A 17,634-nucleotide genomic window follows, 5' to 3' on the forward strand; every position below is an offset into this window, starting at 1 on the left:
TCGGCCTTCGCGTCAGTGGGCGTGTTCATTGCCGGACTTGCCCAGTTCGGCCTTGATGGCGAAGCTGCCGTCCGCCGCGTACTGCGTGCCCGCAGCGAGGCCGGACAGCACCTCCACCAGCTTGCCGTCGCTGCGGCCCAGCGTGACCGTGCGCCCGGCGAAGCCGGACGGCGTGCGCACGAATACCGTGGCCTTGCCGTCCAGCGTGTGCACCGCGCTGCTGCGTACCGCCACTGCGACTGCCGCCGTCGAGCCGTTGGCCGCTGGCGGGAACACGCTGACGTTGACGAACAGGCCGGGGCGCCAGGCGGCACCGGGATTTTTCAGCCGTATGCGCGCGGTGGCGGCGCGCGTCTGCTCGCCCAGCAGCGCGCCCACGTAGGCCACCGTGCCGATGGCGCTGGCGCCGGACGATACCGACTGCACCGATGCGGGCTGGCCCACGCGCACCGTGTCCAGGTGGGGCGCCGTGACGGCGAACTCCGCCCATACGCTGGACAGGTCGGACAGGGTGAAGATATTGGCGTCCTCCTTGACCGCTTCCCCTGCTGCGATGTGCTTCTCCAGCACGGTGCCGTCGAACGGCGCGCGCACCTCATAGCGGTTCAGCGGGCCGGAGCCGGGCAGGGCGCCTGCGCCCAGCGCGTCCAGCTTCTGCTGCGCATTGCGCGCGGCGATGCCGGCTTCGTTGGCGTGCTGCTGCGCTTGCAGATAGTCCTGCTCGGCCGAGATACGCTCCTCCCACAGCTTGCGCTCGCGCGCCAGCAGCGTTTGCGCCAGCGACTGGCGCTGCCGGGCCGACAGCAGTTCGCTGCGCAGGTCGGACAGTTCGCGGCTGGACAGCACCGCCAGCACCTGCCCCTTTTTCACCTGCTGGCCCAGCTCCGCGTTCACGCTTTCCACCATGCCCGCCAGGCGCGGCACCACGTGCGCGGTGCGGTCGCCGTCGTAGCGGATCTCTCCGGCCAGTGCGATGGCGGGCACAATCGGCGCCGGTCCCGCCGCTGCCAGCGTGATGGCGGCGGTCTTGATTTGTGCCTCGCTGAAGGTGGCTTGCTGCACTTCTTCGGCATGGTCGGCAGGCTCCGCAGCGCCGTGTTTTTCGCCATGAGCAGCTTCCTGCGGCGCGGTTGTCTGCGCGCCGGGGCGCAGTATGAGCGCGGCGAGCGCTGCGCCGGACAGCACGATGGCTGCGATGGCGATGGTTTGTTTTTTGGTCGGTTTCATGGTGGTTCAGTGTTCGTTGTTCGGCGCGGTGTGGCCGAGGATGCGTTCGATGGCGGCGGCGGCGCGGTGCCCGTCCGACAGCGCGGACAGGTATTGCGCGCGTGCCTGCAGCAGCGTGCGCTGCGCGTCGAGCACGTCGATGAAGTTGTGTTTGCCGTATTCGAAGCCTTTGCGGGCGGCCTCGCTGGCCTGCTGCGCTGCCGGCAGGATGTCATTGCGCAGCATGTCCAGCGCCTGCCGCGCCGCGCGCAGCTCCTGCACCGACTGCGCAAGCTCGGACTCCAGCCGCATGGCGGCGGCGGCCAGTTCCGCGTCCGCCTTGTCGGCCTGCCGCTGCGCGGCCAGCACATTGCCCTGGTTGCGGTCGAACAGCGGCAGCGGCAGCGACAGGCCCACCACGGTCTGGCTGCGCGACGGGTCGGCCATGCGCTTGCTGCCCAGGCTCACGGTCAGGTCCGGCGCGCGGTTTGCCAGTTCCAGCTTCGATACGGCCTTGCGCCGTTCCACTTCCAGCCGCGCCGGCATCAGCGCGGGCGATTGCGCGCGCCAGCTTGCCAACGCCGCTGCGGACGGCGGTTCCGGCAGCATGCCGATATCGCCTTCCGCCCGCTCGAAGCCTGCCGTTGCCGTGCCGGTTCCCGCCGCTGCGGGCTGCAGCCAGTGCGCGGCGAGACGATGGCGCGCCGAGGCCAGCGCCGACGCCGCGCTGGATTGCTCCAGCCGCACATTGGCTTCCGCGAGTTTGGCCTTGGTCTCGTCGACGGGCGACACCTTGCCAGCGATAACGCGCTTGCTGGCCGCTTGCGTGGCGCGCTGCGCCAGCTCGCTGCCGTCTTGCGCCAGGCGCAGGCGCTCCTGCGCCACTAGCACCTCATAGAAGGCCGTCACCACGTCCGCGTGCAGCTCCAGGCGCTGAGCTTCCAGCGTCGCACCGGCCACGTCGCGTCCGCGCTCCGCAGCGGCCACGCGCGCTGCGCGCTTGCCGCCCAGTTCCAGCGGCTGGCTTAGCTGCCAGGTTTTTTCGCCGTCGCCTTCAGCGCTCCCCACGCTGCTGCGCCCCACGCGCTCGAACGACAGCGTGGGATTGGGCCGCGCGGACGCCTGCATAACCAGGCCGTCCTGCGCCTCGGTTTCATAACGGGCGGCAGCGAGGCCGGGGGGGGCTTGCATGGCCAGCGCCAGCGCGGCCCGCAAGGTGAGAGCCGTTTGCGGCTCCGGTGTTTGTGCGGCCGCATGCATGGACGCGACGAGCGTCGCCATGGCTAGCGGCCAAAGGAATTTGACCATCGAATTCTCCGAAATCAGGAAAAGAAATTCGACGGGACTTCAGTAAGGTGGAAAGAGTCCCGCCGCGCTAGGCAGCGCGGCGCCAGTCGGGCTTTTTGGGCCCTTCGGAGATGTGGGAAGTGAAGTGGGGTACGGAGGAGGGCGGATAAGCCGCGCCTGCGGTGTCCGGCGGCGGCGCCGTGCCGGACATCAGCGAGGCCTGCACCGCGTGGTGGCAGACCGCGCAGTCGGCATGCACCTTGGCTTTGCCGGGCAGCTTGCCGTCGTTGCCGTCATCGCCGTCATGCTGCGGTTCGGCCTGCGCGTTGTGCTGGTGCGAGTGATGGCCGAAGTGCGAACGTTTTTGCTGGCCCTGTTCCTGCTCATGCCCGCAATAGGCCGCAGCCGCAGACCAGGCATACTGGAGCGGCAGAATGGCAAGCAGCAGGATCAGGAACAATTTACGCATGCGGCAATTCTAGCAGCATTCGCCGCCGCACCTCGGCCGTGTAGTAGACTCCGGGCTAGCCACTCCCGAAAGCCCCGAATGACCCAGAATTTTTTCCAGACCTTTATCCTGTTGTTGCTGGTGACCGACCCCTTCGGCAACGTGCCGCTGTTCGCCACCGCGCTCAATCCCGTGCCGCCTTCGCGCCGGCCGCGCATCGTGATCCGCGAATGCATGATCGCCTTCGTGGTGCTGCTGATCTTTATGTTCTTCGGCCGCCACTTCCTGCAGGCGCTGCAATTGTCGGAAGCGTCGCTGCGCATTGCCGGCAGCGTGATCCTGCTGCTGATCGCCATCCGCATGATCTTCCCGCATCCGGACGGCGTGTTGGGCCGTAACGAAGGCGGCGAGCCCTTCATCGTGCCGCTCGCCATTCCCGCGCTGGCCGGTCCCTCGGCGCTGGCCACCGTGCTGCTGTTCTCGCGCGACAGCACGGGCGAAGTGCTGATCCACGTTGCCGCGCTGGCGGCGGTGGTGGTGGTGTGGCTGGCCGTGTTCCTCGGCGCCGAGCGCTTGCAGAAAGTACTCGGCCCGCAGGTGATGACGGCCTTCGAGCGCCTCATGGGCCTGATCCTGGCCGCGATGTCCATCGAGATGCTGCTGGGCGGCATCCGCGAGTTCGTCAAGACCCTGTAAGCCGGATCAGATCTGGCGCATGCCGCCGTCGACGAACAGCTCGACGCCGGTGACGAAGCTGGCGTCGTCGCTGGCCAGGAACACGGCGGCCTTGGCCACTTCATCCGGGTCGCCCACGCGGCCCATCGGTATCGTCGATGCCAGGTGGTCCAGGAAGCCTTGCTGCTGCGCGGCGTCCGTGCCGACCAGCTCCACCAGGCCCGGGGTCTTGATCGGACCGGGGCTGAGCGTGTTGACGCGGATGCCGCGGTCTTTCAGGTCCACGATCCAGTTGCGGGCGAAGGAGCGCACGGCCGCCTTGGAGGCGGCGTACACGCTGAAGGCCTCGGTGCCGCCGCTGGCTGCGGTGGAGCCGGTGAGGATCACGGACGAGCCTTTGCCCAGCAGCGGCAGCGCGGTCTGCACCGTGAACAGCGTGCCTTTAACATTGCGCGCGAAGGTGTCGTCGAATTGCGCTTCTGTGATCTGGCCCAGCGGCAGCAGCGAACCGCCGCCGGCGTTGGCCACCAGTACGTCCAGCTTGCCGTGGTCCGCCTTGATGCGGTCGAACAGCGCCTGCAGCTGCGCCATATCCGCAGAATCAACGCGGACCGCGATGGCGCCGCCGCCGATGTCCGCTGCCGCCGCATCCAGTTCCGCCTGGCGGCGGCCGGTGATGTAGACCTGCGCGCCTTCGCTGACAAAACGCTTGGCCATGGCCAGCCCGATGCCTGTGCTGCCTCCGGTGACTACGGCGACTTTTCCTTCAAGTTTCTTCGTCATGATGCTTCCTTTAAATGAGTTCAATGGATGTAGTTTGCCGTGGCGGCGCGCCGGCGATAAGACAGGCTGTGGGCATATGATTTATGCTTTGAGTGCATGGACCAGTCTGGAGCTATGATGAAAATGAATAAATTGCTGTGGATGCAGTGCTTTGTGCGCGCCGTGGAAACCGGCAGCTTTTCCGCCGTGGCGCGCGAGCTGGGCATAGGGCAGCCGAACGTGAGCCGCCACATTGCCTCGCTGGAGCAGGATCTGGGCACGCGGCTGCTGCACCGCTCCACGCGGCAGCTGGTGGCCACGCCGGAAGGGCAGCGCTACTACGCCCAGGCCCGTGTGGCGCTGGACGCGATTGCGCGCGCCGAGTCCGACGCGCGCGGCAAGCAGAACCCGCACGGGCTGCTGCGCGTGGCTTGCCCGGCCGGGCTGGGCATCGAGAAAATCATCGGCGTGCTGCCGGAGTTCATGGCGCGCTATCCGGACGTGGAACTGGATTTGCGCCTCGGCGACGGCTACGTGGACCTGGTGGCGGAAGGCGTGGACGTCGCCATCCGGGGCGGGGTGCTCAAGGACAGCGCGCTGCGTGCGCGGCGCGTGGGCATGTCCGAGCGCATCTGCGTCGCCAGCCCGGCCTATCTGGCGCGGCACGGCACGCCGCAGCATCCGGACGATCTGCTGCGCCACGAATGCATCGTGTACACCCTGCTGGCGGGCAGCGGCTGGCCGTTCAAGGACGGGGAGGTGCATGTGCGCGGCCGCCTGCGCATCAACAGCCTGGAAGGGATAAGGCGCGCTGCGCTCGACGGCATGGGCATCGCCTATCTGCCGGCGTGGATGGTGATGGAGCATCTTGGCGGCGCAGCCGCGTCCACGGAGCCGCAGCGGCTGCAGCGCTTGCTCGGCGAGCACGCCGCGCCACTGACGCCGCTGAACGCCGTGTATTCAGCGGAGCGGCTGCTGCCGCACCGCGCCTCGGTCTTCATTGAATTCATCGCCGCTGTTTTTGCGGAGACGCCGGGATTGGCGATTCGTCCAGGGCAAACAGTTCGTTAAAACTTTATAGTTACAAATAATCAGTAAATCGAGCAATGAGCGCAAGCGTTCCATTTTAAGCTGGTGTGCCGCCTAAAGTTTGAGCAGGGGGCGGGCGGCATATCCTAAACTATAAGACGGAGACGCAATGCATCAACTCAAACGCAATCTGAAACTCAAGACCATGCTGGCCGGCTGCGCGCTGTTTGCGCTGTCCGCCGCACCGCTGCAAGCACTGGCCGCATTCGGCCTCACCACCAACACAGGCGACTACACCATCGACACCGGCGCGGGACTGGTGTTCAAGGTGCTGCGCACCGCCACGTCCCAGGCGGGCGTGGGGGACATCTCCAGCCTGGTGTACAACGGCGTGGAGCTGCAAGGCCAGACCAAGGGCTCGCACATCGCCAGCGGTTTCAGCGGCCTGTACACCGGCGTAACGGCGGTCAGCGTGAGCGCCGCCCAGCCCGACACGGACACCATCAAGATCACGGTGACGACCGGGAACCTGACCCACTACTACATGGCGCGCCGCAATGTGTCCCACATCTACATGGGCACCAACATCACGGCCGAGCCGTCGGTGGGCGAGTTCCGCTGGATCACGCGCATGAAGTCCAACATCCTCACCGGCGTGCCGGCCGAGTCCAACCTGAACGGCACCACCACCACGGTGGAAAGCACCGATGTATTCGGCTTTGCCAACGGCGAAACGCGTTCCAAGTACTACGGCAACCAGCGCACGCTGGACTACACGCTGCGCGGCATCACCGGTTCCGGCGTGGGCGTGTACATGGTGTACGACAACCGCGAAGGCGCCTCGGGCGGTCCCTTCTTCCGCGACATCCAGAACCAGAGCAGCAGCACCACCAGCGGCGACACGGAGCTGTACAACTACATGAACTCCGGCCACAACCAGACCGAGGCCTACCGCATGGGCTTCCACGGTCCGTATGCGCTGCTGTTCACCGGCGGCGGCACGCCGGCTATTCCGGACATGAGCTGGGTCGCCAACATGGGCCTCACCGGCTACGTGGCGGCCAGCGGCCGTGGCGGCGTAACGGTGGCGGGCATGACGGGCCTGGACAGCAGCTATCCATACACGGTGGGCTTCTCCAACAGCACTGCGCAGTACTGGGGCGCGGCCAACGCCAGCAGCGGGCAGATGACCAAGACCGGCATGAAACCGGGCACCTACACCATGACGGTGTACAAGAACGAGCTGGCGGTGGATAGCCGCAGCGTGACGGTGAGCGCGGGCAGCACCACCAACGTGAGCAGCTTCGCGGTGACGGGCGACCCTGCTGCGAAGACGGCGCTGTGGCGTATCGGTAAATGGGACGGCTCGCCCAAGGAGTTCCTGAATGGCGACAAGGTGAACGCCATGCATCCGTCGGATACGCGCATGGCTTACTGGACGCCGGCCGATTACATCGTCGGCACCTCATCCGATGCGACGGGCTTCCCGGCGTACCAGTGGAAGGGCGTGAACGGGGCGATAAACGTGCGCTTCAATCTGACTGCGGCGCAGGTGGTGTCCAGCTCCACGTATCAGCTGCGGGTGGGCATTACGGCAGCGTATGCGAATGCGCGGCCGCAGGTGACGGTCAATGGCTGGACCTCGGCCGTGCCTACCGCATCGACGCAGCCGGACAGCCGCAGCATGACGATAGGCACCTACCGTGGCAACAATGCGATGTTCACCTTCACCGTGCCGGTGGCCAACCTGGTGGTGGGGCAGAATATCCTGACGCTGGCGCCGGCCAGCGGCAGCTCGGGCACCACCTACCTCAGCCCGGGCTATGCGTATGACGCCGTGGATCTGATCAAGACGCCGTAAGCTGCAAGCACGGCGGGTTACGCGCTTGCGCGCTAACCCGCCCTACGATTGCGCGGGACTCGTGAGATTGCGCCGCGACGATTGCACGGGACCCGTGAAATTGTGCCGCGACGATGGCACCGGCCAGGTGGAATTGCGTAGGGCGGGTTAGCGGCACGCGTAACCCGCCAGCGGTCACGCGACGTTGTCCGCGCCGGGTGCGCCGAACAGCTGCTGCTTGAGCACATGCAGCTGGTCGCGCACCTGCGCGGCTTTTTCGAACTCCAGGTTCTTGGCATGGTCCAGCATGAGCTTCTCCAGGCGCTTGATTTCCTTGCTGACCTGCTTCTCGCTCATGGCCTCGTACTTGGCCGCCTCCTGCGCCACTTCCAGCTGCTCGCGCGCGTCCTGCGGGCTGTAGACGCCGTCTATCATGTCCTTGATCACCTTGTGCACGCCGCGCGGCACAATGCCGTTGGCGGCGTTGAAGGCGATCTGCTTGGCGCGGCGGCGCTCGGTCTCGCCGATGGCGCGTTCCATCGAGTCGGTCATGCGGTCCGCATACAGCAAGGCCACGCCGTTCAGGTTACGCGCAGCGCGGCCTATGGTCTGGATCAGCGAGCGCTCCGAACGCAGGAAGCCTTCCTTGTCCGCGTCCAGGATCGCCACCAGCGACACTTCCGGCAAGTCCAGGCCTTCGCGCAGCAGGTTGATCCCCACCAGCACGTCAAAGGTGCCGATGCGCAGGTCGCGCAGGATCTCCACGCGCTCCACCGTTTCAATGTCGCTGTGCAGATAGCGCACCTTGATCCCGTGGTCGCTCAGGTATTCGGTGAGCTGCTCGGACATGCGCTTGGTCAGCGTGGTCACCAGCACGCGCTCGTTCTTGGCGATGCGGTCCTGGATCTCGGACATCAGGTCGTCCACCTGCGTGCGGGCAGGGCGCACGATCACCAGCGGGTCCACCAGGCCGGTCGGGCGCACCACCTGCTCCACCACCTGGTCGGCGCGCTTGTTCTCGTAGTCGGCCGGCGTGGCCGAGACGAACACGGTCTGCCGCATCTTCGATTCGAACTCCTCGAACTTCAGCGGCCGGTTGTCCAGCGCGGACGGCAGGCGGAAGCCGTAGTCCACCAGGTTGGTCTTGCGCGAGCGGTCGCCGTTGTACATGGCCGACAGTTGGCCGATCAGCACGTGCGACTCGTCCAGGAACATCAGCGCGTCCGGCGGCAGGTAGTCCACCAGCGTCGGCGGCGGCTCGCCGGCCTTGGCGCCGCTCAGGTGGCGCGAGTAGTTCTCGATGCCCTTGGTGAAGCCGATTTCGGCCATCATCTCCAGGTCGAAGCGGGTGCGCTGCTCCAGGCGCTGCTCTTCAATGAGCTTGGTCTCCTTGCGGAAGAACTCCAGCCGCTCGCGCAGCTCGTCCTTGATGGTCTCGATGGCGCGCAGCACGGTGGAGCGCGGGGTGACGTAGTGCGAGCCGGGGTAGACGGTGAAGCGCGGGATCTTCTGCTTGACGCGGCCGGTGAGCGGATCGAACAGCTGGATCGACTCCACCTCGTCGTCCCACAGCTCCAGGCGCACCGCCAGCTCGGCGTGTTCGGCCGGGAAGATGTCGATGGTGTCGCCGCGCACGCGGAAGGTGCCGCGGCCGAAGTCCACCTCGTTGCGGGTGTACTGCATCTGGATCAGGCGGGCGATGATGTCGCGCTGGGCCAGCTTGTCCTTCTGGCGCAGCGTCAAAATCATCTGGTGGTATTCGTTGGGGTTACCGATACCGTAGATGGCCGACACGGTGGCCACGATCACCACGTCGCGCCGCTCCATCAGCGACTTGGTGCAGGACAGGCGCATCTGCTCGATGTGCTCATTGATGGACGAGTCCTTTTCAATGAACAGGTCGCGCTGCGGCACGTAGGCTTCCGGCTGGTAGTAGTCGTAGTAGGACACGAAGTACTCGACCGCGTTCTCCGGGAAGAACTCGCGGAACTCGCTGTAGAGCTGCGCGGCCAGCGTCTTGTTGGGCGCGAACACGATGGCGGGCCGGCCCTGGCGGGCGATCACGTTGGCCATGGTGTAGGTCTTGCCGGAACCGGTCACGCCGAGCAGGGTCTGGAAGAACAAACCGTCGTCTATGCCCTCGCACAACGCGTCGATCGCGGTCGGCTGGTCGCCGGCGGGAGGGAAGGGCTGATGCAGCTTGAAGGGCGAATCCGGGAAGGTGACGACGGTGGGGGCAGCAGAATTATTAGGTTGCGAATCAGCCATGAGGTCAGACCTTTGATAGAATATGCGATTGTTGGCGCTTAAAACCGGATTTTGTTCGGGCGCTGACACGTATCCGCTGCGAACCGCTTCTAATCGAATCCAATCTTATCATGACGAACCCTTCCGTTTTCAGCGCCATCGAGATGGCCCCGCGCGACCCTATCCTCGGCATTACCGAGGCCTTCAACGCCGACACCAACCCAGCCAAGATCAATCTTGGCGTGGGCGTCTATTATGACAACAATGGCAAGGTTCCGCTGCTGTCTTGCGTGCAGAAAGCTGAAGCGGCACTGATCGCCCAGCCTACGCCGCGCACCTATCTGCCGATCGAAGGCCTGGCCGCTTACGACAAGGCGGTGCAAGAGCTGGTATTTGGCGCCGACAGCGCCGTAATTCAAGAGAAACGTGCGGTGACCGTGCAAGCCATCGGCGGCACCGGCGCGCTGAAAATCGGCGCCGACTTCCTGCAGCGCTTCGCGCCGGGCGCGCAAGTCTACATCAGCGATCCAAGCTGGGAAAACCACCGCGCGCTGTTCGAAAGCGCCGGTTTCAAGGTCAACAACTACACCTACTACGACGCGGGCACCCACGGCGTGAATTTCGCCGGCATGCTGGCCGACCTGAAGGCCATGCCGGCCGGCTCCATCGTGCTGCTGCACGCCTGCTGCCACAACCCGACCGGCGCCGACCTGACCTCGGCCCAGTGGGACGAGATCATCGCCGTGGTCGCGGCCAACGGCCTGGTGCCGTTCCTGGACATGGCTTACCAGGGCTTCGGCTCGGGCATCGCCGAAGACGGCGCCGTGGTGCGCCGCTTCGCAGCCACCGGCGGCCCGCTGCTGGTGTCGAACTCCTTCTCCAAGTCCTTCTCGCTGTACGGCGAGCGCGTGGGCGCCCTGAGCGTGGTGGCCGCATCGGACGACGAAGCCGCGCGCCTGATGTCGCAGCTCAAGCGCGTGGTGCGCACCAACTACTCCAACCCGCCCGTGCACGGCGGCAAGGTTGTGGCCACCGTACTGACCACGCCGGAACTGCGCCAGCTGTGGGAAGACGAGCTGGCCGGCATGCGCGTGCGCATCAAGGAAATGCGTGATACTTTCGTTAAGAAACTGAAAGAAAAAGCGCCGGCGCACGACTTCGAATTCGTGCGCGAGCAGGTGGGCATGTTCTCCTACTCGGGCTTGACGAAAGCGCAAGTGGAAGCGCTGCGCGCCGAATCGATCTACGCCGTGGACACCGGCCGCATCTGCGTGGCCGCGCTGAACTCGACCAATATCGACAAGGTGGTTGACGCCATCGCCAAAGTGCTCTAAAATCTTGTTTCTTCGAGCTGAGCAAAAACTTGGCTTGATTGATCCCTGATAGCTCAGTCGGTAGAGCGACGGACTGTTAATCCGCAGGTCCCTGGTTCGAGTCCAGGTCGGGGAGCCAGAATACAGAAAAGCCCAGCCTTAACCGGTTGGGCTTTTTGCATTGCGAGCCGCTGGCGCTCACGTTGCCGCACCCGCGAAGATCTCGCAGCCGCTCTTGCCGTTGCGCTTGACCTGGTACATGGCCTTGTCCGCGCGCTGCACCAGCTCGGCCAGGTTCCTGCCGTGCTGCGGATACAGGGCGACGCCGATGCTGGCGCCCAGCACGTACTCCTTGCCGTTCACTGGTATGCATTCCGTCAGCCGCGCCAGCAGCTTTTTCGCCACTTCGCTAGCCTGCGCCTCCTCGTCCAGCTGGGTGGCGATAACGACGAACTCGTCGCCACCGACCCGGGCGCAGATGTCCGTGCTGCGCGTGCTGCTTTTTAGCCTGGCGGCGACTGTTTTCAGTACTTCGTCGCCCACCGCGTGGCCCGCCGTGTCGTTGATGGGCTTGAAGTTGTCGAGGTCGATGTAGAACACCGCCACCACGTGGTGGGGGCGGGTGGCCAGCACCAGGGCCTGGTCGAACAGCGTCTTCATGTAGCGCTGGTTGTTCAGGCCGGTGAGCGGGTCGTGGAAGGCCAGGTCGAGGGCCTTGGATTCGGCGTCGATCAGCCGCGATTGAAACAGCGACAGCACCGCCGCCATCAGCGACAGATATTGCAGGAGCACCAATAGCGTCCCCAGCACGAAGCCGTTCCTGGCCCAGGCAGGGAAGACCTCTATCAGCCCCGGCCCTGACAGCCAGTGGGCGGAGAGCGCGAAGCTCGCTGTGGCCGTCAGCACCAGCGGCCAGCGCGGGAAACCGGCGCTGTTTTTCAGGGCGATCCAGCCCATGTAGAGCAGCAGCGCCGCGTTGACGGCGCAAAAGCCCATGGCGCGCGCGAAGGGCGGCAGACCGGCGGCCAGGGCGGCAAGCAGCCAGAGCACGGAGGCCAGCGATGCCATCCAGAACCAGCGGGCTTGGATGTGCAAATTCAGGAAACGGGTCAGGCCGGTCAGCAGGAGCGGTTTTTCCAGCGAGATGAAGAGTACGTAGAGCGGCCCCGCCAGCGGTTGGCCGGCGATGGGTGGAAAAAAGAACATGCTTAGCCGGGCGAGCATGGTGCAGCAGATGGAAGCTGCCCACCAGCCTGCACCGGGGTTGGTCCTGGGAATCATGCTCATCCAGAGGAACAGGAGCATGAAGATGAAGTACGCGCTGACCCCAAAGGTATGGACGGTCTGATACGACATCGTCGCGTCTCCTCAGTGAAATTCCATCTGTTTGCGTTGCGGCGGCATGTCTAAATATTACTCCCGCGCATGGAGCAGTGGGGCGTATCAAGTCCGATTTGGGCCGGGATGGCGGGTAGCGGCATGCCAGCCAGGTGCGATGTTGCAATTTCGCCACCGTCATGGCACTGGCGGCCGAGTCCCTTGTGCTGCGCGCGCCTTGACGCTCGTGTCCGGTATTCTCCGGGGTACGGGTTCTTTGCGCGGGTTTCTCAAGGAGGGTGATATTGCCATGGTTGCCAAATCGTCCAGAGCACGGCCGGATGTCAAACGCTACGTCCTGCTGGCCAATCGCGGACTGCATTCGGACGCGCTCAAGCTGACTGCCGCCGCCGAGCAGCAGTTTGCCCAAGCCATGTTCGTGCGGGTTGGCCTGCCGGCCAAGGCGGCGCGGCCGAAGACGGCGATGAAAGTCCTGCATTCCATGGAGGACAGCGGTCCCAAGCTGGTGGAGCTGAGCGATGCGGAGGCGCTGGCTTTGAAGGCCAGCAATGCCGGCATCAAGCTGGTGCCCGAGGTGCTTTACCACGTGGCGCGCAGTCCCCGGTGGCAAATCGTGAAGCAGTCCTCCGGCGCGCTGGCTGCTTCGGCGGCGGCCGGAATCGTCATCAAGGTGGTGGACGCCGCCAGCGGCAAACCGGTGAAAGGCGCGCAGCTCGTGGCTTTCACCGACTTTGCCAATGGCGTGGGGCAGCAGGGCACGAGTAACGCCAAGGGCATGGTGACGTTGAAGTTCACCACCAGCAGCAAGAAGCTGGAACTCCTGCTGATCTACGGGCCGGAGGGATACTGGGGCTTGTGCGAGCGCGACGTGAAGATCAAGCAAGGCGACACGAAGAAGCTCGCGCATGTGGACCTGGCCGTGCCGGATTACCTGGATACGCTGTATGGAACGCATGCCGACAATGCCGGCGCAGGCCTGCGGGTTGGCGTGATCGATACCGGCGTTGACGGCAAACATCCGGATCTTAAGTTGGCTGGCGGCGCGGCCTTTGTGGCGGACGAGAGCGACGCGGGCGGACCTGGCCCGGCCAAGCTGGAAGGCGAGCATGGGACGCATGTGGCGGGCATTATTGCTGCGCGGGGGCATAAGCCGCGCGGAAAAAAAGGCGTGGCGCCCGGCGTTGAACTGTACAGCTATCGCGTCTTTCCCAATGCGGGCGGTGGCGCCAGCAACTATGATATTTTGCGCGCCATCGAGCAGGGTGTGCAGGATCAATGCGATTTGCTCAACCTCAGCCTTGGCGCCGCCACGCCGGATGAGGCGGTGCGCGACGCCATCAAGTCCGCGTTCGACCAAGGCGTGCTGTGCATTGTGGCGGCCGGTAACGATGGCCGGCAGCCGGTGTCCTATCCGGCTGCATGGGCCGAGTCCGTGGCTGTTTCTGCGGCCGGAAAGCAAGGCACTTTTCCCGTCAGCTCATCCGAAGCGCTGGATATAGCACCGCCGCCTGCCACGAGCAGCAAGCAGGCTTTTATTGCGCAGTTTTCGAATATTGGTCCGCAAGTCGATGTGACCGGCCCCGGTGTGGGCATCGTGTCTACGTTGCCAGGCGGTGCTTACGGCGTGATGAGCGGCACGTCGATGGCATGCCCTGCCGTCACCGGCGCTGCCGCCGCCCTGTTGGCCGCCCAGCCGCAGGTGCTGGCCATGCCGCGCGACCGCCAGCGCGCAACGGCCATGCTGGCCGTGATCAACGCCGCAGCCAAGCCGCTCGGCTTCCCGAAAGACCTGGAGGGGCTCGGGCTGCTGCCCTGAAAAGCGCACATCGCCTGTGCTATATTGAATCTATGAGCCAGCTGATTTTACGACGCACGAATGCCGCAACGCTGTCCACCGACGAGGCGCTTGCCGTGGTCGGTGCTGCGCCGCGCGGGCGCGTCATCCATCGCAGCGGGGACAATGTGCTGGTGGACATTGCCGCAGCCGATGTTGAATCGCTGCGGCAGCAGCTGCAAGGCTGGATCGTATCTCCGCAGACCGAGCGGATTGCCGTGCCGGACACGCGCCGCAATATTGGATAAATGCGGCACTCCGCCTGTGCCTGAAGTCATGCTTTCCTGCCGTGCCTGATGGCACATGCGCCGTGGCGGCTGCGTTCTTAGAATCACAGTACTGATTCGGCCCATAGCCTGTGCCGGGATCAGCACTCATTCTAAGGAACCGTATGACCAAACTACCGATATTGTCCCTGCTGGCCGCCGCTGCGCTGGCTTGCTCCGCTGCTTCCGCCCAGGATTACTACACGGGCGCCACGGTGGCGAAAGGCGGCGAACTGACCTTCCGCAATCCCCTCAACGGCAAATCCGCCAGCGCCGATCCCGGCGCCATCTTCAAGTTTTACGGCGGCGTTGCGCTGGCGAACAACCTGGCGCTGGAAGCGGCCTATTCGGAAGGGGCCGAAGCGCACTTCGACAAGGCCAAACTGGGCCTGGCGTCCGACCCGAGCTTCGAGCTGCGCAGCTTCTCGCTGGCCGCCCGTGCCACCCACAGCTTCAATGACGACTGGTCCGTATTCGCCAAGGCGGGACTGGCGCGCTCGCGCTACAAGGCAGCCGGCGCTGGCACGTCCGACAGCGTATCCGCCACCAAGCCGCTGCTGGCAGTGGGCGTCGCTTACAACGTGACCGAGAAAATAGCCCTGACGCTGGAAGTCGAGAGCATCGGCCGCACACGCAAGGAGGGCGTGAATCTCCGCCAGAATACGGCGCAGCTTGGCGTGAAGGTGGGCTTCTAGGCCTCAGTAGCCGTATTGCAGCGTCAGCGAACTGGCGATGCCGGTGCGCTGCTCGGTGCGAGGGCTGGCGGCGGCGCCGCCCAGCAGGCGGCTGGCGCGCACGCCGGTGGACAGCGTGTACTTGCGGCTCACCTGCCACTGCCAGCGCGCTTCCGCATACATGTCGCGCAGGCCGCCGGATGGGCGGTAAAGCGCCGTGCCGAAATCCGACTGCATATAGGCGCCGTCCGCCATGCTGGCGCCCACGCCGGCGGCCAGCGAGTGGTGCGGCGCCAGCGCTGTTTGCGTGGCTGCTTTCACGTCGAGCAGCACGCCGCTGCCTTCCCTGCTGGCCGGAGCAAACGCGTGCGCGTGCAGCAGGAGGCTGTGCAGGGGCGTGTAGTTGACGAATGCGCCGAACACCGGACGCAGCCCGGTCCTGCCGCCGCCGGCGCGCTGCGCGCCCAGGTCCAGCGCAATCAGCGGGCCGTAGCGCAGCAGCGGATCGGCGGACATATGCATGCCCAGCGCCAGTCCCTCCACGAATACGCCGTTGCTCCATTCCGCTGAAAACTGCGGCATCAGATAGCTCGCTCGCTGCTTGCTGCCTGCGCGCGTGGGCGCGTTGGCAGCGATGGCGCCCACCGTCAAGTCGACCGAGCCTTCGGGCAGCAGGGTCATATCCTGCTGGGCCAGCGCGGCGTGCATGGCGCTTGAGAGCAGGGCTGCCAGCAGATAGTGTTTCTCCATCTCAGATATGGCCCAGTTCCAGGCCGCGCAGCACGGCGCGCACGCGGTCGCGCACACCCAGCTTGGACAGGATGCTCGAAACGTGATTCTTGATAGTGCCCTCGCTGGGACCGAGCGCCTGGCCGATTTCCGCATTGTTGAAACCCGCCGCCATGAGGGCGAGGATTTCCGTTTCGCGGCTGGTGAGCGGCGTGCACAGTTCCATGGGTGAGGCGGCGGGCTTTTCGTAGGCGGCGCGGGTGCGTTCGGTGAGCGCGGGGCGGAACAGTGTGGCGCCTGCTGCCACGCTGCGGATGCCGTCGGCCAGCCGCTCCAGCGAAATGTCCTTGAGCAGGAAGCCGCGCGCGCCTGCGCGCATGCCGTCGAACAGCGCGTCGTCGTCGTCGAAGGTGGTAAGCAGGATGGTGGGCGGCAGCCGGCCCTGTTCGCGCCGCAGCAGCTCGATGCCGCTGCAGTTCGGCATGCGCACGTCCAGCAGCAGCACGTCTGCCTGGTTTTGGGCGAGCACGCCGACGGCTTCCGCGCCGTCCGCCGCCTCGGCCACCACGCGGATATCCGGCGTGAGTTCGAGCAGGCCGCATATGCCGCTGCGCACCAGCATCTGGTCGTCCACCAGCACCACGCGGATCATGCGCGCGCTCCGGAGAAGGGGAGCGAGAATTCGAGCCAGTGGCCTGGGCGGGCTGCTGGGCGTCCGCTAGTGGCAGCGCTGGAGCCGGTGCTTAGCGTGCCGCCATGTTCAGCAAGACGTTCGCGCATACCGGCCAGGCCATTGCCCTCGGGCGCGCCGTTGCTGCCTTTGCCGTCGTCCGCAATGCGCGCGTGGACACCGCCGCCTGCGTAGCGGATATCAATTGTCAGCAAGGCCGCCTGCGCGTGGCGCATGGTGTTGGTGATGGCTTCCTGTACGCAGCACAGCAGCGTATGGGCTGCTGCGGCGGGGCAGGCGTCCACGCCGCTGTCCATAGTGAGTTCAATGGCGGGCGAGGGGATGCCGCCGCAAAGCAGCCGCAAGGCTTGGCGCACATTGATATCGCTCTCCCGCCGCTCCGCGCTGACCACGCTGCGCACTTCCGACAGCAGCGATTTCGCCAGCTCGCGCGCGGTCGCCAGCGGGGCTGCGGGCTGGCTGTCCGCCTGGCGCACCGCCAGGTCGAGATGCAGATTGAGCGCGGTGAGATGGTGGCCCACCGCGTCGTGCAGGTCGCGCGCGATGCGCATGCGTTCGGCGGAGCGCAGCGTGTCGCCCAGCAGCGACTGCGTGGCGCGCAACTGCGCGTTTGATGCGGCCAGCTCCACGCGCATGCGCTGCTCCTGCCGCATCAGATAGACAAAGGCGAAACCAAGCACCTGCACGAAGCGCTCCGAGGTCAGCACGGCCAGCGTGATGTGGATGCGCTGGTCGTTCATGTGCAGGCTGGCGCTGGTGAGCACCCAGAAATCCATGCCCGCGCCGAGCAGCACCTGCACTGCCAGCCAAGCCAGGGCGCGCCGCAGCGTGAACAGCGCCGCCAGTTCCATGGACAGGATCAGGTGGAAGGCCAGCGAGTTGAGCATGAGCGCCAGCGCGAACTGCGCGGCCAGCAGCAGCGTGCCAGTCAGCGCCGTGCGGCTCGGCGAGGGCCGGATGCGCCACCACAGCAGGGCGATAAACGAGACGATCAGCAGCGCCTCGCCGCCCAGGAACAGTCGGTAGGCCATCTCGGCCCGGTCCGATCCCGCGCGCAGCAGCGATGGCGCGGGCGTCGTCAGGCTAGCAATGTAGCGCGCCAGCTGGCCCACGGCGTTGTAAAGCTCCGCGCGTGCCGGGTCCGCAGCCCAGTGCGGGGCCAGTTCCAGCAGGCCCAGTATCAGGCTGGCGAGGATGGCAGCGGCGGGATAGCGGCTGGGCGCACGCAATGGTCGGGGGCTGCTGTTGTTCATTTGGCCTGTAAAATTGACAATGTTTAGCGCCGCCATTCTACG

The 17,634-nt window shown here is 65.5% G+C and carries 16 protein-coding genes and 1 tRNA gene; 8 read left to right on the plus strand and 9 right to left on the minus strand.

The genetic code is table 11. The features are described from left to right. Window positions 1–12: 12 nt before the first annotated feature. The 3 genes from KT882_RS10290 to czcI all read right to left on the minus strand — a co-directional run bounded on the left by KT882_RS10290 (window position 13) and on the right by czcI (window position 2,962). A complete protein-coding gene (locus KT882_RS10290; RefSeq protein ID WP_228895596.1) occupies window positions 13–1,227 on the minus strand; it encodes an efflux RND transporter periplasmic adaptor subunit in 1,215 nt (404 codons plus the stop codon). A gap of 6 nt (window positions 1,228–1,233) precedes the next feature. Next, a complete protein-coding gene (locus tag KT882_RS10295) occupies window positions 1,234–2,514 on the minus strand; it encodes a TolC family protein (RefSeq protein ID WP_228895597.1) in 1,281 nt (426 codons plus the stop codon). 67 nt (window positions 2,515–2,581) lie between these two features. Then, entirely contained in the window at window positions 2,582–2,962 is a 381-nt protein-coding gene (czcI, locus tag KT882_RS10300; protein ID WP_161075156.1) for a cation efflux protein, CzcI family, read from the minus strand. A 78-nt stretch (window positions 2,963–3,040) separates the two neighbouring features. Here czcI and KT882_RS10305 point away from each other — a divergent pair, with 78 nt between their 5' ends. Next, entirely contained in the window at window positions 3,041–3,637 is a 597-nt protein-coding gene (locus KT882_RS10305) for a MarC family protein (protein ID WP_161075157.1), read from the plus strand. 6 nt (window positions 3,638–3,643) lie between these two features. Here KT882_RS10305 and KT882_RS10310 read toward each other — a convergent pair whose 3' ends face one another. After that, window positions 3,644–4,399 (minus strand): SDR family oxidoreductase, encoded by a 756-nt coding sequence (locus tag KT882_RS10310; RefSeq protein ID WP_161075158.1) that lies wholly within the window; start codon window positions 4,397–4,399, stop codon window positions 3,644–3,646. Window positions 4,400–4,522: 123 nt separating this feature from the next. Here KT882_RS10310 and KT882_RS10315 point away from each other — a divergent pair, with 123 nt between their 5' ends. After that, window positions 4,523–5,449, plus strand: a complete 927-nt coding sequence (locus KT882_RS10315; protein WP_228895599.1) for a LysR family transcriptional regulator — start codon at window positions 4,523–4,525, stop codon at window positions 5,447–5,449. A 127-nt stretch (window positions 5,450–5,576) separates the two neighbouring features. Continuing rightward, on the plus strand, window positions 5,577–7,268 hold the full coding sequence (locus tag KT882_RS10320) for a rhamnogalacturonan lyase B N-terminal domain-containing protein (RefSeq protein WP_228895601.1): 1,692 nt from the start codon (window positions 5,577–5,579) through the stop codon (window positions 7,266–7,268). Between the two features lie 174 nt (window positions 7,269–7,442). Here the strand turns inward: KT882_RS10320 and uvrB are convergent, their stop codons facing one another. After that, window positions 7,443–9,515: an excinuclease ABC subunit UvrB gene (uvrB, locus tag KT882_RS10325; RefSeq protein WP_228895603.1), complete on the minus strand. Its 2,073-nt coding sequence runs from the start codon at window positions 9,513–9,515 to the stop codon at window positions 7,443–7,445. Between the two features lie 110 nt (window positions 9,516–9,625). Here uvrB and KT882_RS10330 point away from each other — a divergent pair, with 110 nt between their 5' ends. After that, on the plus strand, window positions 9,626–10,828 hold the full coding sequence (locus KT882_RS10330; protein ID WP_228895606.1) for an amino acid aminotransferase: 1,203 nt from the start codon (window positions 9,626–9,628) through the stop codon (window positions 10,826–10,828). Between the two features lie 42 nt (window positions 10,829–10,870). Next, window positions 10,871–10,946 (plus strand) — tRNA-Asn (locus KT882_RS10335). Between the two features lie 59 nt (window positions 10,947–11,005). On the opposite strand, the gene KT882_RS10340 is transcribed toward KT882_RS10335, so the two are convergent. Continuing rightward, window positions 11,006–12,013: a diguanylate cyclase domain-containing protein gene (locus tag KT882_RS10340; protein WP_228895609.1), complete on the minus strand. Its 1,008-nt coding sequence runs from the start codon at window positions 12,011–12,013 to the stop codon at window positions 11,006–11,008. A 358-nt stretch (window positions 12,014–12,371) separates the two neighbouring features. Here KT882_RS10340 and KT882_RS10345 point away from each other — a divergent pair, with 358 nt between their 5' ends. The 3 genes from KT882_RS10345 (at window position 12,372) to KT882_RS10355 (ending at window position 14,940) form a co-directional block, all read left to right on the plus strand. Continuing rightward, complete coding sequence (locus tag KT882_RS10345; RefSeq protein WP_228896604.1) at window positions 12,372–13,961, plus strand: S8 family peptidase; 1,590 nt, start codon at window positions 12,372–12,374, stop codon at window positions 13,959–13,961. Between the two features lie 32 nt (window positions 13,962–13,993). After that, the gene (locus KT882_RS10350; RefSeq protein ID WP_161075164.1) at window positions 13,994–14,227 is read left to right on the plus strand and encodes a hypothetical protein; all 234 of its coding nucleotides are present in this window, start codon (window positions 13,994–13,996) and stop codon (window positions 14,225–14,227) included. A 143-nt stretch (window positions 14,228–14,370) separates the two neighbouring features. Then, on the plus strand, window positions 14,371–14,940 hold the full coding sequence (locus KT882_RS10355; protein WP_228895611.1) for an outer membrane protein: 570 nt from the start codon (window positions 14,371–14,373) through the stop codon (window positions 14,938–14,940). A 3-nt stretch (window positions 14,941–14,943) separates the two neighbouring features. Here KT882_RS10355 and KT882_RS10360 read toward each other — a convergent pair whose 3' ends face one another. From KT882_RS10360 to KT882_RS10370, 3 genes are read right to left on the minus strand one after another with little or no spacing between them, the layout of a single operon-like run. Further along, complete coding sequence (locus KT882_RS10360; RefSeq protein WP_228895613.1) at window positions 14,944–15,669, minus strand: MipA/OmpV family protein; 726 nt, start codon at window positions 15,667–15,669, stop codon at window positions 14,944–14,946. A gap of 1 nt (window position 15,670) precedes the next feature. Then, on the minus strand, window positions 15,671–16,300 hold the full coding sequence (locus KT882_RS10365; protein ID WP_161075167.1) for a response regulator: 630 nt from the start codon (window positions 16,298–16,300) through the stop codon (window positions 15,671–15,673). Then, the gene (locus KT882_RS10370; RefSeq protein ID WP_161075168.1) at window positions 16,297–17,592 is read right to left on the minus strand and encodes a sensor histidine kinase; all 1,296 of its coding nucleotides are present in this window, start codon (window positions 17,590–17,592) and stop codon (window positions 16,297–16,299) included. Before KT882_RS10370 ends, KT882_RS10365 begins: the two co-directional genes overlap by 4 nt. Window positions 17,593–17,634 lie beyond the last annotated feature (42 nt).

The sequence above is a fragment of the Pseudoduganella aquatica genome (assembly GCF_020865585.1).
GTDB lineage: Bacteria > Pseudomonadota > Gammaproteobacteria > Burkholderiales > Burkholderiaceae_D > Rugamonas > Rugamonas aquatica_A.